The 20,869-nt window shown below is 63.6% G+C and carries 19 protein-coding genes; 4 read left to right on the forward strand and 15 right to left on the reverse strand.

Annotated features, from left to right (window positions below):
* Position 1: 1 nt before the first annotated feature.
* From ACXI0U_RS01050 to ACXI0U_RS01060, 3 genes are all read right to left on the reverse strand, one after another.
* Positions 2–286, reverse strand: coding sequence for a helix-turn-helix transcriptional regulator (locus tag ACXI0U_RS01050; protein ID WP_001247107.1), 285 nt, complete (start codon positions 284–286; stop codon positions 2–4).
* Between the two features lie 111 nt (positions 287–397).
* Entirely contained in the window at positions 398–1,168 is a 771-nt protein-coding gene (locus tag ACXI0U_RS01055) for a DUF2285 domain-containing protein (protein ID WP_006379424.1), read from the reverse strand.
* Positions 1,169–1,510: 342 nt separating this feature from the next.
* Entirely contained in the window at positions 1,511–1,858 is a 348-nt protein-coding gene (locus ACXI0U_RS01060; RefSeq protein ID WP_016487838.1) for a DUF2958 domain-containing protein, read from the reverse strand.
* A gap of 287 nt (positions 1,859–2,145) precedes the next feature.
* On the opposite strand from ACXI0U_RS01060, the gene ACXI0U_RS01065 reads away from it, so the two are divergent.
* Positions 2,146–2,439: a helix-turn-helix domain-containing protein gene (locus ACXI0U_RS01065; protein ID WP_006379425.1), complete on the forward strand. Its 294-nt coding sequence runs from the start codon at positions 2,146–2,148 to the stop codon at positions 2,437–2,439.
* 312 nt (positions 2,440–2,751) lie between these two features.
* On the opposite strand, the gene ACXI0U_RS01070 is transcribed toward ACXI0U_RS01065, so the two are convergent.
* The 4 genes from ACXI0U_RS01070 to ACXI0U_RS01085 form a co-directional block, all read right to left on the reverse strand.
* Entirely contained in the window at positions 2,752–3,066 is a 315-nt protein-coding gene (locus ACXI0U_RS01070) for a DUF736 domain-containing protein (protein ID WP_001273857.1), read from the reverse strand.
* Between the two features lie 770 nt (positions 3,067–3,836).
* Complete coding sequence (locus ACXI0U_RS01075; protein WP_016487839.1) at positions 3,837–4,046, reverse strand: hypothetical protein; 210 nt, start codon at positions 4,044–4,046, stop codon at positions 3,837–3,839.
* A gap of 61 nt (positions 4,047–4,107) precedes the next feature.
* Entirely contained in the window at positions 4,108–6,177 is a 2,070-nt protein-coding gene (locus ACXI0U_RS01080; protein ID WP_006379606.1) for a ParB/RepB/Spo0J family partition protein, read from the reverse strand.
* Between the two features lie 80 nt (positions 6,178–6,257).
* Positions 6,258–7,085, reverse strand: coding sequence for a DUF932 domain-containing protein (locus tag ACXI0U_RS01085; RefSeq protein WP_003092327.1), 828 nt, complete (start codon positions 7,083–7,085; stop codon positions 6,258–6,260).
* A 545-nt stretch (positions 7,086–7,630) separates the two neighbouring features.
* On the opposite strand from ACXI0U_RS01085, the gene ACXI0U_RS01090 reads away from it, so the two are divergent.
* The gene (locus ACXI0U_RS01090; RefSeq protein ID WP_022652190.1) at positions 7,631–9,934 is read left to right on the forward strand and encodes an ATP-binding protein; all 2,304 of its coding nucleotides are present in this window, start codon (positions 7,631–7,633) and stop codon (positions 9,932–9,934) included.
* A gap of 66 nt (positions 9,935–10,000) precedes the next feature.
* On the opposite strand, the gene radC is transcribed toward ACXI0U_RS01090, so the two are convergent.
* The 8 genes from radC to leuS form a co-directional block, all read right to left on the reverse strand.
* Entirely contained in the window at positions 10,001–10,510 is a 510-nt protein-coding gene (gene radC, locus ACXI0U_RS01095) for a RadC family protein (RefSeq protein WP_016487841.1), read from the reverse strand.
* 351 nt (positions 10,511–10,861) lie between these two features.
* The gene (locus tag ACXI0U_RS01100; RefSeq protein ID WP_016487843.1) at positions 10,862–11,926 is read right to left on the reverse strand and encodes a PDDEXK nuclease domain-containing protein; all 1,065 of its coding nucleotides are present in this window, start codon (positions 11,924–11,926) and stop codon (positions 10,862–10,864) included.
* Positions 11,923–13,122 carry a tyrosine-type recombinase/integrase gene (locus tag ACXI0U_RS01105; protein ID WP_014603550.1) on the reverse strand — a complete coding sequence of 400 codons (1,200 nt, stop codon included), beginning with the start codon at positions 13,120–13,122 and terminating at the stop codon, positions 11,923–11,925. The genes ACXI0U_RS01100 and ACXI0U_RS01105 overlap by 4 nt, the downstream gene beginning before the upstream one ends.
* A gap of 311 nt (positions 13,123–13,433) precedes the next feature.
* The gene (locus ACXI0U_RS01110; RefSeq protein ID WP_479549611.1) at positions 13,434–14,738 is read right to left on the reverse strand and encodes a lytic murein transglycosylase; all 1,305 of its coding nucleotides are present in this window, start codon (positions 14,736–14,738) and stop codon (positions 13,434–13,436) included.
* A 56-nt stretch (positions 14,739–14,794) separates the two neighbouring features.
* Positions 14,795–14,947, reverse strand: a complete 153-nt coding sequence (gene arfA / locus ACXI0U_RS01115) for an alternative ribosome rescue factor ArfA (protein WP_021221480.1) — start codon at positions 14,945–14,947, stop codon at positions 14,795–14,797.
* A 75-nt stretch (positions 14,948–15,022) separates the two neighbouring features.
* Positions 15,023–16,060: a DNA polymerase III subunit delta gene (gene holA / locus ACXI0U_RS01120; protein WP_021221479.1), complete on the reverse strand. Its 1,038-nt coding sequence runs from the start codon at positions 16,058–16,060 to the stop codon at positions 15,023–15,025.
* Between the two features lie 42 nt (positions 16,061–16,102).
* The gene (locus ACXI0U_RS01125) at positions 16,103–16,708 is read right to left on the reverse strand and encodes an LPS-assembly lipoprotein LptE (RefSeq protein WP_021221478.1); all 606 of its coding nucleotides are present in this window, start codon (positions 16,706–16,708) and stop codon (positions 16,103–16,105) included.
* 60 nt (positions 16,709–16,768) lie between these two features.
* Positions 16,769–19,390 carry a leucine--tRNA ligase gene (gene leuS, locus ACXI0U_RS01130; protein WP_271659964.1) on the reverse strand — a complete coding sequence of 874 codons (2,622 nt, stop codon included), beginning with the start codon at positions 19,388–19,390 and terminating at the stop codon, positions 16,769–16,771.
* Positions 19,391–19,631: 241 nt separating this feature from the next.
* Between leuS and ACXI0U_RS01135 the strand changes: the two genes are divergently transcribed.
* Together ACXI0U_RS01135 and ACXI0U_RS01140 are read left to right on the forward strand one after the other, a co-directional pair.
* On the forward strand, positions 19,632–20,075 hold the full coding sequence (locus ACXI0U_RS01135; RefSeq protein WP_021222015.1) for a hypothetical protein: 444 nt from the start codon (positions 19,632–19,634) through the stop codon (positions 20,073–20,075).
* A gap of 26 nt (positions 20,076–20,101) precedes the next feature.
* Positions 20,102–20,863 carry a YdcF family protein gene (locus ACXI0U_RS01140; RefSeq protein ID WP_043244991.1) on the forward strand — a complete coding sequence of 254 codons (762 nt, stop codon included), beginning with the start codon at positions 20,102–20,104 and terminating at the stop codon, positions 20,861–20,863.
* Positions 20,864–20,869 lie beyond the last annotated feature (6 nt).

Here is a 20,869-nt window from a genome sequence, read left to right on the forward strand (position 1 = left end):
ATCAGCGGCCATCACGGTAGTCGCCCGCGTGGCGCTCGGCGTATTCGGGATCGGACGTGGCCTCGTAGCTGCGCTGGTCGGCCCAGGCATCGAGGTCGGACACCGCGTACATGACGCGGCGGCCGAACTTGCGGAACTTGGGGCCGCCGCCGATCACCCGCTGCTTCTCCAGCGTGCGCGGCGACAGCCGCAGGTAGTCGGCGGCTTCGTCGTTTGTCAGGTAGCGTTGAGGCTGCGAGGTCGCAGTGACGGCAGCGGCGGCAGGCCGCGAGGGAGCAGGTCGCATGGGATGTACCTCCATCAAGCCCGGCCACACCACGCGGCCGGATAGAGGCACTCTCAAGAAAGCAAGGCTTCTTGCTAAGGGACGATTCGCACGGGTCGAGAAACGTCCCCCCTAATGCGACGGGAACATTGGAAGCTGCGCTAGTCGGCGGTAGCCGCCGTGCATCAGCTCATCGCCGCGGCGTACCAGCCGCCGCACGCGGGCACGCAATGCACTGTCTTTGTGCCAGTCGGCCGCGACGGCATCCGCGCCGAACAGACCTTCGGCCACTTCGCGCAAAGAGGCTCCCGCGAGGGTCGCGTCGAGCGCTTGCAAGGTATGCAGTTCCAGCAGCGCGGCGGGCGTGGGGCGAGAGCGGGCTGTTGCCACAGGCGCGGCCACGGTTGCGGCAGATAGCGCATCCAGCTTCGCAGCGAGCGTGCGGTAGCGCGCACAGGGCGTGGCGCAGGCGCGTGTGGCGTAGAGATAGGCCGAGCCATCTTCTAGGTCGGGTGCGAGTGCGAGCCGAACGCAGCAGCCTGGCCAATGCGATACAAGCACCAGGCGCTTGCCGTCGTGGGTCAGTTGCTTGCGCCCAGGAATGCGCCAGAACTCGAAGGTATGCGCATCGGGTGGTGGGTCGGCGTCGGGGTATAGCTGCACCACGCCGTCGTGATCGGGGAACCAAGCAGGATGTGCATCGCGCGCATCCAGGCCGGGATCTTCCAGCAGGCGCAGGCCCCAGGCCTGCGCCGCATCTGGCTTGCGACGCCGGCGTAGCCAGTCGCGCCGGTAGCTTGCATTCCTGCGCAAATACTCCCAAGCCAGCGCTGGGCCATCGAGGTGCAGCGTGTAGAGATACGCGGCCGTGGGATACCAGTGTTGGCTGCTGCGGTCAGTCATGGCGAAACCTCCCTGTTTCTGGGAACGTCGCCACAATTCCGCTGTGCGGGAGCTATCGAATCGCCATCAAGTGGTCATCAAACTCGGGTTACGCTTTAACTGCTGGTGTCAAGACAGATTCGCTCCAGTGCATTGCCGAAATCGTCTAAATGCGACGACTGCACCGCCCGGAAATGGGGTGCAGCATTGAACACCGTGCCGAATCTCGCGCCTGGCATCATGACTGTTTTGGTCAGGAGCGCACCACCCTGGTGCAAGCATGCGGATCAAGACTTGCCAGGTCTTGGCTAAGACCGAAATAGTCACAATGCGATACTTTTTGCCTGGTCGCGCTGGAATGCGTCAATCGGTGATCGAACCGTTTTCCTGAGCCAGTCGAACGTATTCCGACAGCGGCCGCGTCGGCTGGAAGTACCGATCTCGTATCACGGGCTGCTTGAGCGGCCCGACGATGGACGCCAGATCGGACAGCTTCACCGTCGCCAGGGCAGGCATCCCGATCCCGAGGTCGATCAGGCCGTAGGCCGTATCGCCATCGGTCGGATCGAGCGCGGCCAATAGCCAGGTCGCATGTGCGTCCGGTGTGAACAGGCGCACCACGGGCAGCGGGTCACATTCCTGGCCTGCGGCGCGGGTGAGGCCGTGGGCCAGTAGGTGCACCCGGTCTTCCTCGGTGACAAGCGTGGTCAAGGCCGCGCCCCTTCCACGAACACACGCAATCGCCGAGGCGCATCTGTGCCTGCGGACGGATGCACGTATGCGCAAGCGCACGAAGCCGCAAAAGCGGAGAGGCACGAAGGCGTATTGGTGGAAGTCAGGAAAGACACGGACGCGGTTCCCTGGGTCTGAGGAAATCCGCAGATGCGGATCTCCGTAAAAGCACGGAAAAGGAAAACATCACCACCAAATGAACACTATAGATTGTAGTCCTATAGGGCGCAATGGGCTGTCATCTTGGTTTTTTGGGGAAACCATAGGTGGCAGCGAAGAACTCATTGGCAGCGGCGATTCGGACGGTAAGGAAGGCGCGTGGTTTGAGCCAGGAAGCGTTCTCCAACGTGTCCAGTCGCACCTACATGAGCACGCTGGAGCGCGACCTGAAAAGCCCAACCATCCAGAAGCTGGCCGATCTGTGCGAGGTCATGGAAGTGCATCCGCTCACGCTGCTCACATTGGCTTATGCCGGTGACAGCACCCGCGAAGCTGATGAATTGCTGGCACAGGTGCGCCAGGAACTCAGGGCGATATTGGAAGAGCCCGACACGCCGTAGCGCGTTGGCGTGTGGTACTGAATTGCAGCAAGCGGAGCGCGCAGCGCCGCAGGCGCGAAGGCGTGAGGGATTGAAGCCGGATGGCCGTGACGGCTTGCCGGCACGGGGCGAAGCCCGAAAGCCCGGCGGCGCTTACAGCGCCGACACGCCACACACCGCTCGTTGACACGGATTGCGAGCCACAAGGCACGCATGCAGGCCCGCGGTGACGGGCGTATCCAGCACGCGGCAGCAGCAGAAATCCTGCGCGTGCGGTGCTGCGATCAGCAGCATCGCGCCCCGCCGCAGTGGGCGGGACGCGGTAAGCGGCTGTCAGGCCGCCTTCGGCTTGTTGCGCGACCAGATCAGGTCGTGCGTGCCGTCCTCGTTCTCGATCAGGCGGGCATAGACCGTCGCCGGGAACGAAGGGTCGTCGATGGATACGGACAGGTATTCCCGCCCGGCCTCGCTGGTCTTCTTCCACGCTGCGCCGACTTCGTGGCCAGCCGCTTGCAGGTGGAAGTCGGGGGCGTTCTCGGTGTCGCCCTTGTCGTTGGGAACCAGCTTGACCTTGACGTTGAGCGTCAGGGTGCGAAGCGTGCCGGTGAAGCCGTCTTTCTCTGCGGTGAAGGTGCCGATGTTAGCCATGATGTTTCTCCTTTCGGGTTGAACAAGGTCGCGCCAGTGCGTCCTTGTTGTGATCCGGCCGGCGGGGGATGGGCTGGTCGCACCGCGCAGCGGTCGCAACAACGTGGAGAACCTGGAAGCGAAAAGAATTTGTCCCGCGAGGAATGCGCGCAGCGCAGGGGAAATTGTTTTCGCTGCAAGGTTGCGGCCATGAAGCCCAAGGCGCAGCCGCGCCACCGCCAGGATTCACAACAAGACAAGGACGCACAGGCCGCCCGCTCCCGAATGGAGACGTGGCCAACTCGGCATCCCCGCGTGACGGCTGCACCGGCTTGCGCCCTGACGCGGGCCAGGTCAATGCCCCGACGACAAGGCCAGAGCGCCCCTGCCGCAGCTCACGGCCACATACTGAGGCGTGGTGTGGAAGCTCCATAGAAGCGAGGCTGGGCGGCGTGTCGGTGAACCGTCTTTCGTGACGTACAGACAACGAACCGCCAGCGTCGGGGACGGCACGCTTTCGTGCAACCTGCCGCAGCAAGCCGGGGCGTAGCCACACCAGCCCCGCCCATTGCGGCGGGGCTCGGTCGAATCGTTGGCGGCGCGATGCGCCGCCACACTTGCTGGCTTCGTGGATTTCGCGCACGAGCGCCCTTGTGCGTGGCCCCATCGCCGCCGACCGAAGGCGGCGATGGGGCTTTTTTTTAGCAGTGAAACCGGGCGCGGCCACCGCCGCGCCCGGAGTTTTCGACCACCGGCCCCAAGGCGGCACGGCTTGGGGCCGGTGCGGCTCGTTATTTCTTGGTTTCGATGATCCACCACACGGCGCGCGGCAAGGCGCGGCCCGTGAGGGGATGCAGATCGGTCAGGTCGGCGCGGGCCGTCCAGCCACGCGGCGGACGGTAGCCGCGCACGTCGCCGTCGCCGTGCCAGCGGCGGGCGCGCACCGTGCCGGAGGCATAGGTCGCAGCCATACGGGGGCGGTTTGCGGGTTGGTGGGTCATGGCAGGCATCCTCAATATGAAGCGCCCCGGCCGGAACCGGGGCGCTATCTACGGTGCGAAGTCACGCGGCCAAAGCCTCGGCCTGCGGCTGGACATCCGCCACGGCGGCCGCTTCTTCCTGTGCTTCGGCTTCGCCATCCGCCGGCGCGTCCTGCCCGGCCTGCTGCGGGCCTTCGGTGCGGAAGATGGCGGGCATCCAGCCGGTGCCAGCGGCGAGCCGTTCGGCTTCGCTGGCAATGTCGCCCTTCTTCAACTTCGCCAGTCGGGTGACGTGCGAGGGCGCGAACCCGCCAACGGCTTCCAGAATCGCGGCCTTCGGCACATGCCGGAAGTAACCCTCATTGGTGGGCTGCCACCACGCGGCCATATCCAGCCCCACGGCCTGCGCCAGTTCCGCGCCGGGCTGGTGCGGCGTGGCGCGAGGCGTCACCACGTCCACCGTGGAAGCTAAGCACACGGCCAGCAGCCGCACCAGTTCATCCTGTGATTTCGCCAGCAGCGCGGCGAACAGTTCGGCGCTGTCCTCCGGCAAGGTTTCGCCTGCCACCTGTTGCAGTTCGCGCAGCGCCACGGCGGCGGGTGATTCCGGCCAGTCCGGGGCCATGCCTTCCAGCCGGTCTTGCACCGTGAGGCGCACGCCCAGCGGCAGGTCGTGGCCGTAGTGGCTTTCCTGCAAGACGGTCTGCACCATGCCATGCACCACGGCGGCCAGCGCGGCTTGCGGATGCCGGGCCACTTCGATTTGCAGCGCGGCGGTACGGTGCGCGCTCAACCGCTGCGCCAGTCGGTCGGACATGGTGGCGGTCTTGGGCTGCTCGTCGTCCTCGCCTTCGTCCTCGTTTGCGGCTTCGCCTTCGCTGCCGAAACCCTGCCGCAGTCGTTCCAGCGTGCGCAGCGCCTTGGCTTCGGCTTCGCGCAGCAGCCCGCGATGAATCGCGGCCTGCCCGTCGCGGTCGATGGTGACGATGGCACCGGCTGCGGCCTTCACATTGGCCGCATAGTCCAGCAAGCCTTCTTCCAGCGCCTGCAACTGCTCGCCCAGGCGTTCGCCTTCTTCCTGCAAGGCATCGGCCTTTTCTTCGTCTTCGTCGTCCAGCGCGGCATCCACGGCTTCGGCCAGTTCGTGCAGCTTGGTTTGCAGCTTCTCGATGCGCTGCGCGTCGCGCTTGTTCGGACTGCGGCGTTCCCTTGGCGCACGCTGGAAGGCTTGCAGATCGGCATGGGTCATGCCCGGCGTGGCATCCACCCACGCCCAGCCCTCGGCCTGCACCTTGGCGGCGATACCTGCCAGCTTGTCCTGCGCCAGCCGTTCCAGCAGTGCGGCATCGGTCAGATACACGCCTTTGTCGCCCTCCGCGAACAGGTCGCGGCGGATGCCACCGCCTTCCTGCTCGTAGCCGTCCAGCCCGACAAAGCGCACCAGCGGATGCCGGTAGGCGTCGATTTCGCGTTCGGTCAGACGGTCGCGCAGGTTGTGCGGGCTGCGCTGCCATGTCGGCGCATCGTAGAACGCGGCTTCCTGCGCGGCGTGGTCGTCGGTGATGGCAAGGGCCATCAACTGGTCAAGGCTCACGGCCTCGGCGCGATAGTCGGCCAGCAGGCGCGGCGAGACGTTGGCGAGTTTCAAGCGGCGCTGCACCACCAGCGGCGTGACGGAAAAATCCGCTGCGATATCCTCGATGCTGCGGCCTTCGGCCACCAGCGCGGCGAACGCCTCGAACTGGTCGGCGGGGTGCATGGCTTCGCGCTGCACGTTCTCGGTCAGGCTGGCCGTGCGTGCGGTGCCATCGGCCACCTGCAGGCAAGGCACCTCCCATTCCTTGCTGATGCGGTGCTTCTTCGCCAGCAGCTTCAACGCTGCGAGGCGACGGCCACCGGCCACGACTTCGTAATGCTCGCCGTCGGCGGCGGCAATCACGATGAGGTTTTGCAGCAGGCCGACACGCTGGATGCTGGCGGCGAGTTCGGGAATGGACATGCGCGGGGTCTTGCGCACGTTGCGGCCAGTGGGGCGCGACACCAGCCGCGACAGCGGAACCAGAATCAGGTTCTTGGTCGGGTCAGCGGCTTCCAGCGGGATAGCGGCGGCGGTGTTGATGGCGCGGGCTTCGGTTTGGGTAACGGCGTTCATGGTGATAACTCCTATCGGTTCAGGAATGCAGCAGCGAAGAAAGCGACAAGGGCTGCTGCCTGCCCCTGCCGCGTGGGGATTCAGGCTTTCAACTGGCGCATGCCATCGGCCAGCAGCCAGAGGGCGCGATTCAGTCGGATGTTTTGGTCGATGCCCTGCACCGGGCGGGTTTGCTGTCGGCGCCCGTTGGCGCTGCGGCCACGCAGCCCGCCTTGGGTCAGGTTTTCTTGGGTGCGGTTGAACACGCTCCACAGGTCGGGGCGGCGGTCGTCGAAGCGGCGCGGCATCAGGATTTGCGATTCCGTGATGGGCGCGGGCTTGTCGGGGTCGTCGTACTTGAGGGCGAGCGCGGCGCGGGCGAACACTTCGGATTCGCCATCGTCCAAGGTGATGCCGCGCATGGCATCGCGCGATTCCTTCACCCGATCGAAACCGCTCAAGACTTCGTAAGCGCCCTCAATGACCAGACCGGCCACGTCGCCTTTATGGGGCACTCGCACATCGGCCACGGTGTTGCCGCAAACAAGGCCATTGCTGCACACGAACCGGAACATTCCGGCCAGCATCTGATAGCTGCTGGTGCCGTCGTGCGAGTTCAGCAGCACGATTTCGTTGGCCTCCGCGCCGTTGATCTGGCTGGCATGGCGCAAGCGAATCATGTGTTTGGTGTGCTCGCGCTTGCCTTCGTCGCGCACGCGGGTTTGCGTCACCATGAAAGGCTGGAAGCCTTCTTTGCGAAGCTCGGTCAGCACGGCGGCGGTGGGGATATAGGCGTACCGCTGCGAACGGCTCTCGTGCGGGGCATCCGCGAAGATGGACGGGGCCACGCGGTGAATCTGGTCGTCGGACAGCGGGTAATCGCTGCGCAGCGAGGGGGAGCGGAAAGCGAAACGGGATGCGAGTTGCATGGTCTTTCTCCTGACAAAAGAGGTTTGCTGTTCACACCGCACACCGGATTTCTAGATTCGGAGCCCAGCCTTTCGGCTGTTTGGTGCGGTCGGCACGAGGAACCCGGTTGGCCCTGTTGCCACCGTCTTTCCTGAGTTCATCGCCCGCGGCCAAAGGAGCGCGCGGACGGGGGCCGTCAAGGAGCCAAGCGCAGGGTGGGTGCGGCCCGCAGGCGCAGCCGAGGACACGGCCCTGCGCGCCTTGACGGCACACGGGCGCGGGCTACGGTCGCGGGTAAGGTGATGAAGTCAGGGGAGACGGCTGGACAAGGCAACGGCCATCCCTTTGTGCTGACCGCACGCAAGCGAAGCGCGCAGGCCCGAAGCTGGAAGCCGGGCCGTAGGCGTCAGCGATGCGGAAGGCTGGCGAAGCCAGTCCCGCCAGGGATGAGCGACTAGCGAACCTGGAGCAGCGCGATCCGCGAAGCGGAGACGCAAGAGGACTCTTCGTTTACCATTTGTTTCGCAAGCTAATGATGGGAAAGCAAGAACACGGAGATCTAGAGATGATTGTCTGCATCAACCGCCTCAAACAGTTCGGAATCTTCAGCGACTTCAATGGAACGAAGATCCAAAAGTTCGGCCGGTACAACCTGGTCTATGGTTGGAATGGAACAGGCAAGTCAACGTTATCGAATCTATTCTCTTGCTTTGAGCTTCGCTCGATGGTTCCCCGCTTCAGCACGGGCCAATTTTCAGTAGTTCTGGAGGATGGCTCAACGATCACGGAATCCACACTCCACTCATCCCAATTGAATATTCATGTTTTCAATCAACGCTTCGTGCATGAGAACATTGATTGGGACAAATCCGTAAAGAGCATCCTTCTTATTGCGAAAGAGAAGATTGATGACTTGCAGAAGCTGGAGAAGCTGAAGAGCGAGCTTCAGTCGAAAAAGAAGGCTCACGACGACAAGCAAAGCGATATCAAGAAGCAGCGTGAGGCATTAGAGAAGTTCCTGACCAATGCTGCCAAGAAAATGAAGCTTGGACTTCAGGCGATTGATACGAGCGACAGTTATTACTTGAATTACGACCGCCGCAAGCTCTCCAACTTCATACAGAATAACGGCGAGACAATTATCAAGGCGGAGTCGGTTCTTCCAGATGAGAGGGTTATCGACCTTACGAATGCCGCCAAGCCAGATCAGCTTCCAAGCATTGCTTTCGCCTCAACGGCCATTGAGCCGGACTACTTTAAGAAAGCGGCGGGCCGCATCAGAGATTTGATTGGGACTACGGCGGTCAATCAAGCAATCCAGCGGCTTACCGATAACCCGGACATCCGCGAATGGGTTCAAGCAGGCTTGGAAATCCATAAAAACCACGACTCGCAATCCTGCGAGTTCTGCGGCTCTCCGTTCGCCCAGCTTCGTGCCGAGGCGCTTGCTGCCCACTTCAGCAAGGAGTTCACGGAGTTTCAGAGCCGACTTCAGAATGCGGCGACATGGATTGAATCTCAAGGCGCTCCAGCTAATCAGTTTCCCGCATCGACCGAGTTTTATAAAGAACTATCGGCCGAGGCAGAAAAGCTTCAAAAGGACTACGCAACTGCTGCTGAAAAGATCGACCAGCAAATGGACGCCTGGCGGGAAGCCCTGAAGGCCAAGATCACAGACCCTGGGAAGACAGACATTCAGATCTCGGATGTGGTTGAAGACGATGTCACCAATTTCAATGACATCCTGAAGTCGATTGTTGCTCTCGTTGGAAAGCACAACAATAAGACTTCAAATTTCAAATCTGAGACCTCAAAAAGCAAGGTGGCACTGGAGCTTCACTTTGCTGCGGCTGAGGTGCAAGAGTTTGACTATGCTGGAAGTGAGAAGAAGTGCAATGACCTTGAGTCAGAAGCAAAGAACGACCATAAGGAAATTGAAAAAATTAGTCTAGAGGTCGGAGCCATAGAAGCGGCGCTCTCGAATGAAACGGTCGGGGCAAAGGAGTTCAATGACATCCTGCATCGCTTCATTGGCCGCTCTGAGCTTTGCCTGAACTTCAATCAGAAGAAGAAAGGCTATGAGATCATCAGAAACGGGGTTGGTGAGCACGATGGGAATTTGAGCGAAGGTGAGAAGACTGCGATTGCATTTGTCTATTTCATCACGAAGCTCAAAGAAAATGGAAATAACATCAAGGATACGATCGTCGTCGTTGACGATCCGGTCTCAAGCTTTGATTCTAATCACTTGTTTCACGCCTACTCGTTTTTGAGAACGCAATGCACTGAAGCCAAGCAACTTTTTGTGCTGACTCACAACTTCACTTACTTTAAGCTAGTGAGAGACTGGTTCACTGGCACCAATAGGAATCGAGTCAAAAAAGGCAACGCCGAGAATTGCTTCTTTTATCGCCTGGATGCGCCACCTGGCTCCCCTCGTCACTCCCTACTTGTGGATGCCGACGACTCACTCAAGAACTACGGTTCCGAGTACCACTATATCTTCAAGAAGCTTTACGAATATAGGGCGCACACGACACTCAATCGAGATGAGGCGTTCTTGACCGCCAACCTCGCCCGAAAGCTTGTTGAATCGTTTTTTACCTTCAAATATCCAAGGCGGCGAAGCGACATTAGTCAATTGATGGAGGCTGGCCTAAAAGATTGCACCATCACGACACCAGAGCTTAAAGAAAAAATCTACCGCTTTATCAATAAGTATTCACATAGCGACGTTATTGAGATAACAGAGGAATCCGCAGAAAACTTGGCAGGCGAAAGCCACAGCGTCATCGGGAACATCTTCCAGTGGCTGGAAGAGGTGGACAAGAAACATTACGACGAGATGATTCAGGTTGCGACGGCCTGAGCATCAGGCCGCGAGGGCCATAGCTATGCCACCAGGCGCAGCAAAAAGGGGCCGAAGCCCCTTGGGCTAGATCAGCCCATGCTCGGCGAACGATGCCGTTTCGTTGCCCGCAACGATGATGTGATCGAGCACGCGCACGTCCACCAGACCCAACGCTTCCTTGAGCCGCTGGGTCAGCGCCCGGTCAGCCGCGCTCGGCTCGGGGTTTCCGCTCGGATGGTTGTGCGAAACGACGACCGCCGCCGCATTGAGCCGCAGCGCCTCCTTGACCACTTCGCGCGGATACACCGACGCACCGTCAATAGTGCCGTGGAACATCTCCCTGTATTCGATCAGACGATGGCGCGTATCCATGAACAGCACTACGAACACCTCATGCTCGAAGCTGGCCAACTTTGTACGCAAGTATTCCTTGACCGCCGCCGGCGAAGTGAACTCTGCTCCGCGCTGCATTTTCCGGTCAATGACCTGGCGCGCAGCTTCCAGAATGTCGTCGGCCGATGCCGGTAGATAGCGCCCGTGCGCGTCGCGCACCAGCAGACAGGAATCGAACGAGGGAAAGGACAGTTGCGACATGATCGTGCTCCGGTTGCTCGGGCGGAATTGCCCGGAACCGGCGGCAGCACGGCGCAGCGCAAGCAGTCAGGGGTCGCAGACGGCCGCCAGGACGCAAGCGCGCATGGCGCGCGCCGCCCTTGACGGCGAGAACGCCGTGATACGGTGAAGGGAACAGCAAGACCGCCCACACCCGCCCACTGCACAGAGTCGATTTTTGGCAAGCGGAGCGCGCAGGCCCGGATCAACGAGCCGGGACGGAGGCGTCAGTGATGGAAGCCCGACAGGGGCGAGACTCGCGCAGCGAAGCTCGATGCGCAGCACGACAGCGCGACGGCGGCACGCCGGGACGCCCGACTGCTTGGGACAGGACTACTCGTTGTCCGTCTTGCGCTGCTCGATTTGCAACTGCGCCCGTTGCGTTGCCTGTTGCAGCCGCTCCACCAGCACGCCCCTCGGCGGCAAGGCGGTCAGATACTCGGCAACGTGGATGCCGGACTTGTCCAGCTCCAGCAATTCGATCTGCTCGCGCTTCTTGCCGGTGCAAAGGATGATCCCGAGCGGCGAGGCTTCCTCCGGCTCCCGTTCGTGCTTGTCTAGCCACCGAAGGTAAAGCTCCATCTGCCCTTTGTAGGCCGCCTTGAAGTCACCTACCTTCAACTCCACCGCAACCAGCCGCCGCAGCTTGCGGTTGTAGAACAGAAGGTCAAGGTGGAAATCCTCGTCGTCGATCGGAATGCGCTTCTGCCGGGCGACGAATGAGAAGCCCGCGCCCAGCTCCAGCAGGAAGGACTCCATTTCACGGATGATCGCCGCTTCCAAGTCGCCTTCCTGCCAAGTGTCCCGCAGGCCCAGGAAGTCGAGGATGTACGGGTCGCGCATGACCAGGGCCGGCGACATGCGCTGCGCATCGCGCAGGGTCGCCAACTCCTGCGCTATGGTTTCTTCCGGCTTTTGGGAAAGCGCCGTGCGCTCGTACAGCATCGAGTCGATACGCTCGCGCAGCGTCCGCACGCTCCAGCGTTGGGTGCTGGCCATCTGTGCGTAGTAGTCCCGCTGGAGCGGGTCTTTCAGCGGCATCAGGGCGATGAAGTGCGTCCAGCTCAATTCTCGTATCAGTGATACGAGAATTCGCTCGTCGGGGAAGGTGGCGGCGAACTGCACCATGCGGCGCAAGTTCTGCTCTGCAAAGCTGCTGCCGTACTCCTCCACCAACTGCGCAGCCAAGGTGGGCAGAACTTCCTTGCCGTAGGCGCCCCGGCGCCTGTCCAAGACCTGCGTGTGGATGCGTTGGCCGATGCGCCAGTAGAGCATCGTAAGCTCGCTATTCACCGTCGAGGCGGCGCGCTTGCGCGCCGCCTCGATCAGTGCCCGAATGTCGCCCAGCAGCGCCGCGGGCGCTGCGAGCGATGCTGCTGATGGCCGGCGCCCGTTCATGCCACCGCCTCCGCAAGCTGCCGCGCGCCCGTGATGGCTTGGCGGCGGCTGGCCACCAGCTCGGCCGCCTCGCGCACCGGCTTGTCCTCGGTGTGGACGTAGTGCATGAACATCGCCACGGTCTTGTGGCCCGTCAGCTTCATTCCCACTTTGGTCGGCACACCGGAATTGGCAATGTCGGTGGTCGAGCGATGACGGATGCCGTGCGTGCCTACGTGCGGCACGCTGGCGGCCTTGAGCGTCCGGCACCAGCCGCCATAGTGCTCGCCAAAGGTCAGGTGCTTGGCCGGGTCGTTCGGCGACGGCAGGACGTAAGGGCAGCCTTCCAGACGCGGCGCCGTCGAAAGCAGCCGATAGGCTTCCTCGCTCATGGGCTTGGAAATGCCGCCAACCTTGCTGTCGGGCCACACCACGCGCCGGTTCTCGAAGTCCAGCCAGCTCCATTCGAGCGGGCAGATTTCGGAGCGCCGCGCCGCAAACTCGAATTGCAGCCGGATCGCCAACGGGATGACGTAGTTCTCCAGCCCCTCCGCCTCCAGTTTCTCCAACTGGCGGAAGATCCGCACCATTTCCTCGTCCACGATGAGCCGGGTTTCCTTGCCCGGCGGGTACATCGGGACGTGGCGGCACGGATTCGTACCGTCCGGGCGGAAGCCCCAGACTTCGGCCAAGTTGAACATCTTGCGCAGCACGCCGAAGGTCTTGTTGGCCTCGGTCGGCTTGTAGGCCAGCTTTTCCATGAGCCCCGCAATGTCGGGCCGCTTCACGTCATGCACCTTCTTGCGGCCCAGCAGCGGGATGATGTTGCGGTCGATGACGCCCTGGTAGCCGTCCTGCGTGCTGACCTTGTTGCGCTTCTTGGAGTAGTCCTCCATGAACTTTTTGCACAACTCGGCCATCGTGGGCGCCTTGCGCGCCTCGGCCTTGGCACCGCCGGGATCACCACCCCGGCGAACCTCGGCCAGCCAGTCCTGCGCTTTGACCCGCGCCTGTTCGACGGTTAGCTCCCCGTAGAGTCCCAGCGAGGGCTTGCGGGGCTGGCCAGAGTTCGTGCGGTACTGGAGCATGAACACCCGGCGTCCCGTCGGGGTAATCTTGCAAAGGAAGCCGGGCACGACGGTATCCCGTAGTTCGATGTCCTTCGCCTGGGGTTGCGCCGACTCTACGGCGGTCTTGGTGAGCTTGATCTTTGCCATGATGACTCCTTGGAACGACCCGGATTCCAGGAGCCAGATAGGAGCGGCGCGAGGGAGAACCGGGTCAAGTTTCAGAAAGCACCGGCATATGATGGACGCGCGTAAGCTATTGATAAACCTGTTGTATCGGGCTACGTCGCAGTCCAGCGAACTACCGGGCTGGAGTCATCGTGAAACAAAAAAAGGGGGTGGCGCAGTTTATCACAAAGGTGGATACAGGCTGGCAGCCACCTGGAGACAAATGACCAGACGGTCAGCCTCGGCCACCGGCCTTCCCGCAGGAGAGGCCGGTGGCCGGGCGAAGGCGGGGCTCAGCGTACCTTGCGCAGTTCGCCGAGCAGTTCCTGGTTGGGGTAGCCATCGGCTGGCCAGCCCAGGCGCTGCTGGTAACCACGGATCGCCTTGCGGGTGTTGGCGCCGATGATGCCGTCGGCGGCGCCCGGGCTGTAGCCGTTGCTGGCCAGGGCTTCCTGCAGCTCGATGCGCTCGGTGCGGCTCAGGGGCTTGTCGCCCTTGGGCCAGGTGCCGGCGATCAGCCCCTGGCCGTCGAAGCGCTGGGACAGCAGGCCGATGGCCAGGGCGTAGGACGAGGAGTTGTTGTACTTGAGGATGGCGCGGAAGTTGTCCAGCACCAGGAAGGCCGGGCCGCGATAGCCGGCCGGCAGCAGCAGGTAGCCCCGCTCCTGCGCCAGCGAGGCGGGCAGGGGGGATTTGACCCCGAGGGCCTGCCACTCGGCCACCGTCTTGCGGATCTCGGTGTCGGCCTGGGCGTAGTCGAAGCCGGCGGGCAGCCGCACTTCAGCGCCCCAGGGTTTGCCCTTCTGCCAGCCGGAGGCCTGCAGGTAGTGGGCGGTGGAGGCCAGGGCGTCGGCAGTGGAGTTCCAGATATCGCGGCGACCGTCGCCGTCGAAGTCCACGGCGTGGGTGTTGTAGGTGGTGGGGATGAACTGGGTCTGGCCCATGGCGCCGGCCCAGGAGCCACGCATGCCGGCGGGCTTGATGTCGCCGTGCTGGATGATCTGCAGCGCGGCGATCAGTTGGGCGTGGGCGAAGGCCGGGCGTCGGCCTTCGTAGGCCAGGGTGGCGAGGGAGCGGATCACCGACTTGTCGCCCATGAACTGGCCGAAGCTGCTTTCCATGCCCCAGACGGCGACCAGGGTCTGGCGGTCGACGGCGTAGCGTTGCTCGATGGCGTCCAGTATCCGTGCGTGTTCCGCCAGCAGGGCCTGGCCCTTGCGGACGCGGTAAGGCGACATGGCGCCTTCCAGGTACTCCCAGACCGGGCGGGTGAATTCGGGCTGGCTCTGGTCGGCCTTGACCACGGCGGGGTCCGGTTCGACGCCCTGGAAGGCCTGGTCGAAAATGGTGGCGCGGATGCCGGCCGCCAGTGCTTCCTGGCGGAAACGATCACGCCATTGCTCGAAGGTCTCGTCGGGCAGGACGTCGGGCGCGAGCTGCTGCACGGTGGTTTGTGCGGAGGTGGAGGCGGGCTGGACGGGCGCGCTGGCCAGGGGGGCGGCGTTGTTCGGGGTGTCGGCGCAGGCGCTGAGGACTGCGAGGGTGGTAGCCACTGCCAGGCTGCGGAGGATCAGGCCGGGTACGGGGGCGAGGAGCATGGGGCGGTCTCGACAGCTGTAAAAACAAGCCGCGACCTTAACACGGATGGCCCTTTTCAGGCGGCCAGAAGCGAAGAAGCCTCCCAGTTACGGGAGGCTTCGCGGCGGTAGCTGCCTTTGCCTTTTGCCGGCTGTTCCTGGCGGCTGCGGAACAGGGGCTGGGCGATGATGCTTTTCGCCTTGTTGGGTTTCTTGCGCTGCTTGGCCATGGCCGACTCTCCACTGGGCGCCTACGGGGTTGCAGGCGCGCGCATCTTGCGCCCGAGTGCAGGCGATGTCCAGTGTCAGGCGGCGGGGATGGGCAGGCGCTGGCCGGCGAGGCTGAGTGCGAGGTGCGCGAGGCCGATCCAGGGGTCGCCTGCGGCCTGGCCCTTGATCTGCGCATCGATGCGCTGGGCATCGCTGAGCAGCTGGTTCCAGCGCGAGGCAGGGTGGCGTTGCAGGGCACGACTGACCAGCGGGCGGCGTTTGTCCCAGACCGGCGGGCGGGCGGAAGCGAAGGCCTTTTCCAGCGGTACGCCCTGGCTGTATTGCTGGGCGATGCCGGCCAGCTGGCGCAGCTCGCGGGCCAGGGCCCAGAGGATCACCGGGGTTTCCACGCCTTCGCCACGCAGGCCTTCGAGGGTGCGCAGGGTGTGGGCGGCTTCGCCATTGAGTGCGGCATCGATCAGCCCGAAGACGTCGAAGCGGGCGCTGTCGGCAACGGCGGCCTGCACGGTGGCGGCGTCGATCTGGCCGCCTTCGGCGAGCAGCTTGAGCTTTTCGATTTCCTGGGCGGCGGCCAGCAGGTTGCCTTCCACGCGGGCGGCGATCAGGTCCACCGCTTCCTGGTTGGCGGCGAGGCCGGCCTGGGCCAGGCGCTGGCGTATCCATTGCGGCAACTGGTGGGCGTCCACCGGCCAGATCTGCAGGAACTGGGCATTGGGGCCGTCGATCAGCGCCTTGGCCCATTTGGTCTTCTGGGTGCTGCCGTCCAGCTTGGGCAGGCTCACCAGCAGCAGTGTGTCTTCCGGCGGGCGCGAGAGGTATTCGAGCAGGGCGGCGGCGCCCTTGTCCCCGGGCTTGCCATTGGGGATGCGCAGCTCGAGCAGGCGCCTGTCGGCGAACAGCGAGAGGCTGGCTCCGGCCTCATGCAGTTGACCCCAGTCGAAGCTGGTCTCGACGTTGAAGACCTGGCGCTCGTTGAAGTCGCGCTCGCGGCAGGCCATGCGGATGGCGTCGCAGGCTTCCTGGCACAGTAGCGGCTCGTCGCCACTGACGACGTAGACAGGGGCGAGGGTGCCTTGCAGGTGCTTGCTGAGTTGGGCGGCGTTGAGCTTCATGGGCGGGAAATGACCGGGGCCGCAGTAGCGGCCCCGTGCACCTTACTGGATGGGCAGTTGCAGCGGAGACTGCTGCGGCTTGGCCTCGTCGGCGCGGCGCTCGGCCTCCAGGGCTTCGGCTTCCGCCTTGGCCTTGGCTTCGGCTTCTGCCTGCAGCTGGTCCAGACGCTCGGGGGTGATCAGCTGCAGGCGCATGGCCAGTTGCTGCACCACTTCGCGGCGCATTTCCTCACGCAGCTGGGTGGACTCCTGGGAGGAGCCGATCAGGTTGTTGCTGTCGTGGGTGTAGTAGCGCTGCACGTCCATGCGATCGCTGAGCAGCAGCAGGTCGTTGTTGCCGCGGATCTCGTAGTCGACGGTGTAGCTCATCTCGTACTCGGCGCTGCGCGCGGAGCCGGTGTAGGTGGCGGTGCGCTGGTCTTCCTTCTCGCGGGAAAGGACCAGGGTGTAGGGCGCGCCGGCGTGGACGTTGACGTTGCTGTTCTCCAGCAGCTCGCGTACCTGCTTCACGGTCTCGCCGTAGGTGTTGCGGCCGGTGACGTCGATTTCCTTCAGGGCGAACCGGGTGTCGCCGGTACCGCGCAGCTGAAAGCCGCAGGCACTGAGCATCACGGCCAGACCCACGACCAGCAGATTCCGTTTCTTCATCTTTGTTTTCCCCTTGGCGAACGTACCGGGGCCGCGCTCCACACGCGGCCCCGGGCTCAATCAGTTGGCGACTATGTTGACCAGCTTGCCCGGCACCACGATGACCTTGCGGATCGTCAGGCCCTCGGTGAAGCGCAGCACGTTCTCGTTTTCCCGCGCGGTGGCCTCGACGGCCTCGCGGCTGGCGTCGGCCGGTACTTCGATCTGGCCGCGCAGCTTGCCGTTGACCTGAACCACCAGTTGCAGGGTGTCCTGCACCAGGGCGCTTTCGTCGACCTTCGGCCAGGTGGCATCGATGATCGCGTCGGCGTGGCCCAGTTCGCGCCACAGCTCATGGCTGATGTGCGGGGTGATGGGGGCCAGCAGCAGGGCGACGGTTTCCAGGCCTTCCTGCAGCAGGGCGCGGTCCTGGGCGGTTTCCTGGGCGGCTTTCTCCAGCACGTTCATCAGGGTCATCACGGCGGCGATGGCGGTGTTGAACTTGTGGTGCTGGCCGACATCCTGGCTGGCCTGCTTGATGGCCAGGTGGATGGCACGGCGTACTTCTTTCTGCGTGTCGCTCAGGGCGGCGGCGTCGAGGCTGCCCGGCAGGCCGGCGTTGACGTGGGCCTGGCCCAGGCGCCAGACACGGCGCAGGAAGCGGCTCGCACCTTCGACACCGGAGTCGGACCATTCCAGGCTCATGTCCGGCGGCGAGGCGAACATCATGAACAGGCGGCAGGTGTCGGCACCGTAGGCGTCGATCATGGCTTGCGGGTCCACGCCGTTGTTCTTCGACTTGGACATTTTCTCGGTGCCGCCGATTTCCACCGGCAGGCCGTCGGTCTTCAGCCGGGCGCCGATGACCTTGGCCTTGGCGTCACGCTCGACTTCGACGTCGGCCGGGTTGAACCAGTCCTTGCCGCCGTTCTCGGTGGTGCGGTAGTAGGTGTCGGCGATCACCATGCCCTGGGTGAGCAGGTTCTTGAACGGCTCGTTGGAGCTGACCAGGCCTTCGTCACGCATCAGCTTGTGGAAGAAGCGCGCGTAGAGCAGGTGCAGGATGGCGTGTTCGATACCGCCGATGTACTGGTCAACCGGCAGCCAGTGGTTGGCGGCGGCCGGGTCGACCATGCCTTTGTCGTAATGGGGCGAGGCGTAGCGGGCGAAGTACCAGGAGCTTTCCACGAAGGTGTCCATGGTGTCGGTTTCGCGCTTGGCCGCGGTGCCGCATTTCGGGCAGCTGCACTCATAGAACTCGGGCATCTTGGCCAGCGGCGAACCGGCGCCGTCCGGCACCACGTCCTCGGGCAGGACGACGGGCAGCTGGTCCTCGGGGACCGGCACGTCGCCGCAGCTCGGGCAATGGATGATCGGGATCGGGCAGCCCCAGTAGCGCTGGCGGCTGATACCCCAGTCGCGCAGGCGGAACTGGGTGCGCGCCTGGCCGAGGGATTTCTTCTGCAGGGCAACTTCGATGGCGTCGAAGGCACCCGGGAAGTCCAGGCCGTCGAACTCGCCGGAGTTGATCAGCTGGCCATGCTCGCCATAGGCGGGCTGCCAGGGCGCCGGGGTTTCGTCGCCGGCGCTGGTGCGCACCACGGCTTTCACCGGCAGGGCGTACTTGGCGGCGAATTCGAAGTCGCGCTCGTCGTGGGCGGGCACGGCCATCACCGCGCCTTCGCCGTAGTTCATCAGGACGTAGTTGGCGACCCACACCGGCAGCTTCTCGCCGGTCAGCGGGTGCTCGACGAACAGGCCGGTCGGCAGGCCTTTCTTTTCCTGGGTGGCGATGTCGGCTTCGGCAACGCCGCCACGCTTGCATTCATCGATGAAGGCCTGCAACTCGGCAGCCTTGTCGGCCGGCAGCTTCTGCAGGGCGATGGCGGCCAGCGGGTGCTCGGCGGCCACGGCCACGTAGGTGGCCCCCATCAGGGTGTCCGGGCGGGTGGTGAAGACCTTCATTACCCCGGCCTGGCCGATGCTGGCCGCGTCGTAGGGGAAGCTCACTTCCATACCGCGGGACTTGCCGATCCAGTTGCGCTGCATGGTCTTGACCTGCTCGGGCCAGCCATCCAGGTCGTCCAGGCTGCTCAGCAGCTCATCGGCGTAAGCGGTGATCTTGAAGTAGTACATCGGGATTTCGCGCTTCTCGATCAGAGCGCCCGAACGCCAGCCACGGCCGTCGATGACCTGCTCGTTGGCCAGTACGGTCTGGTCCACCGGGTCCCAGTTGACGGTGCCGTTCTTGCGGTAGATGACGCCTTTCTCGAACAGGCGGGTGAACAGCCACTGTTCCCAGCGGTAGTAATCCGGCTTGCAGGTGGTGACCTCGCGGGACCAGTCGATCGCCAGGCCCAGGCTTTTCAGCTGGGTCTTCATATAGTCGATGTTTTCGTAGGTCCACTTGGCAGGGGCGACGTTGTTCTTCATGGCGGCGTTTTCCGCCGGCATGCCGAAGGCGTCCCAACCCATGGGCTGCAGGACGTTCTTGCCCTGCATGCGCTGGTAGCGGGCGATCACGTCGCCGATGGTGTAGTTGCGCACGTGCCCCATGTGTAGCTTGCCGCTCGGGTAGGGGAACATCGACAGGCAATAGAAGGTGTCCTTGCCGGGCTGTTCGCTGACTACAAAGGATTTCTGCGAATCCCAGTGGGATTGCGCGGCGGCTTCGATTTCGCGGGGCTGGTAGTTTTCGTGCATGGCTACTTGCGCTGAGAAATGGGCATTCAGATCCGCTGCTGTCCCGGATTCGGTAGGCCTGATCTGAAAAGGAAATTCGAGCGCCGTAGCATACATGACCCCCCTCGGCTGAGGGAAACCCTGATTGTCCGCCGCCCGGGCGCGGCCCACCGTTTGTCGCGGCAGCCTGCCGGTTCGGCACCTGGCGCTAAGCTATTCATTAGCTTTGTAAAAGTCGGATGCGGTAACGAGGTGGTGGTAGATGGGCGATTTGCGGCGGGCGGAATCGGCGGGCGGGCTCTACGAGCGATTGCTGCATCGCCTGGCGCTCGCCCTGGATGAAGCCGACACCGCCGTCCGCCTGCGTGACGAACACCCCCGCGAGCTGGAGCTCAAGGGACTGACCCCCGCCGAGCTCGAACTGATCCGCGCCTACCTCGACAACGACCTGCACTGGCTGCGTGGATGGCATGCGGCCGCCGAAGAGCTGGCGTTGATCGAGCAGCAGCCGGCCAAATCCAAGGTCACTCGCACCGCCGCCAAGGCGCCCACGCCCTCGCCACGTGTCGCCAAACCCCTGTTCAAGCGGCGCCAGCAACTGGTTTGCGCACTTTGTGGTGCGGCTGCCAGCTGGCAGCGTGGCCAGGGTGTGCAGGCCTGCCCCACCTGCGGTTCGCAGCTTTTCCGTACCGGTAATCCCCGTTAGGCTTCGCGCACCTTTGGAGGTGCTCGATGCCCATTCGCTATTTCTTCAAACAATTGCTGCTGCCGCCTGGTGGCCTGTTGCTGCTTCTGCTGGCCGGCTGGTGGCTGCGTCGGCGCAGCCCGCGCCTGGCGCTGTGCTGCTTCGTGCTGGGCTTCGGCGGCTTGTGGGCGATGAGCCTGCCGGTGGTGGTCGAGTGGTCGGCACGGGCACTGGAGACCGAAGCGCCCTTGACCCGGGATGAGTGGAGCGGCCTGGCCGGGCGTGCCCAGGCCATCGTTGTGCTCGGTGCCGGGCGCATGCGTGGCGACCCCGCCTGGGGCGAAGACCAGCCCAGCCTCCTGGCCATGGAGCGGGTGCGCTATGCAGCGTTCCTGGCCAAGGCCAGCGGTCTGCCGGTGCTGACCTCCGGCGGCCTGCACTACGGCACCCCGCCCAGCGAGGCGGCGATCATGGCCAGGACCCTGGAGCAGGAGCTCGGCGTGCCCGTGCGCTGGCAGGAAGGGACCAGCCGCACCACCTGGGAAAATGCCGTGGAAAGCGCGCGCATCCTCAAGGCCGAGGGTATCGACAAGGTCGTATTGGTGACCCAGGCCTTCCATATGCAACGGGCGCGCTGGTGCTTCGAGCAGGTGGGGCTGGAGGTGGTGACGGCGCCCATGGGCGCCTACGGGGTGCCGGTCTCGCAACCCTTCGGCGGCTGGCTGCCCGAGGCGCCGGCGGTGTGGAGGAGCGGCATGCTGCTCAACGAGTGGATCGGGCTGATCGCCTATCCGCTGGTCTATCGCTGAGCTTCC

This window comes from Pseudomonas sp. C9D1, assembly GCF_056491235.1.

Bases quoted from the DNA above. Each gene is read 5' to 3' on its own strand.
- holA (WP_021221479.1), bottom strand. From the start codon at position 16,060: ATGAAGCTCAACGCCGCCCAACTCAGCAAGCACCTGCAAGGCACCCTC.
- ACXI0U_RS01140 (WP_043244991.1), top strand. From the start codon at position 20,102: ATGCCCATTCGCTATTTCTTCAAACAATTGCTGCTGCCGCCTGGTGGC.
- ACXI0U_RS01125 (WP_021221478.1), bottom strand. From the start codon at position 16,708: ATGAAGAAACGGAATCTGCTGGTCGTGGGTCTGGCCGTGATGCTCAGT.
- ACXI0U_RS01050 (WP_001247107.1), bottom strand. From the start codon at position 286: ATGCGACCTGCTCCCTCGCGGCCTGCCGCCGCTGCCGTCACTGCGACC.
- ACXI0U_RS01085 (WP_003092327.1), bottom strand. From the start codon at position 7,085: ATGCAACTCGCATCCCGTTTCGCTTTCCGCTCCCCCTCGCTGCGCAGC.
- ACXI0U_RS01080 (WP_006379606.1), bottom strand. From the start codon at position 6,177: ATGAACGCCGTTACCCAAACCGAAGCCCGCGCCATCAACACCGCCGCC.
- ACXI0U_RS01135 (WP_021222015.1), top strand. From the start codon at position 19,632: ATGGGCGATTTGCGGCGGGCGGAATCGGCGGGCGGGCTCTACGAGCGA.
- ACXI0U_RS01075 (WP_016487839.1), bottom strand. From the start codon at position 4,046: ATGACCCACCAACCCGCAAACCGCCCCCGTATGGCTGCGACCTATGCC.
- ACXI0U_RS01055 (WP_006379424.1), bottom strand. From the start codon at position 1,168: ATGACTGACCGCAGCAGCCAACACTGGTATCCCACGGCCGCGTATCTC.
- ACXI0U_RS01070 (WP_001273857.1), bottom strand. From the start codon at position 3,066: ATGGCTAACATCGGCACCTTCACCGCAGAGAAAGACGGCTTCACCGGC.
- ACXI0U_RS01105 (WP_014603550.1), bottom strand. From the start codon at position 13,122: ATGGCAAAGATCAAGCTCACCAAGACCGCCGTAGAGTCGGCGCAACCC.
- arfA (WP_021221480.1), bottom strand. From the start codon at position 14,947: ATGGCCAAGCAGCGCAAGAAACCCAACAAGGCGAAAAGCATCATCGCC.
- ACXI0U_RS01100 (WP_016487843.1), bottom strand. From the start codon at position 11,926: ATGAACGGGCGCCGGCCATCAGCAGCATCGCTCGCAGCGCCCGCGGCG.
- leuS (WP_271659964.1), bottom strand. From the start codon at position 19,390: ATGCACGAAAACTACCAGCCCCGCGAAATCGAAGCCGCCGCGCAATCC.
- radC (WP_016487841.1), bottom strand. From the start codon at position 10,510: ATGTCGCAACTGTCCTTTCCCTCGTTCGATTCCTGTCTGCTGGTGCGC.
- ACXI0U_RS01110 (WP_479549611.1), bottom strand. From the start codon at position 14,738: ATGCTCCTCGCCCCCGTACCCGGCCTGATCCTCCGCAGCCTGGCAGTG.
- ACXI0U_RS01090 (WP_022652190.1), top strand. From the start codon at position 7,631: ATGATTGTCTGCATCAACCGCCTCAAACAGTTCGGAATCTTCAGCGAC.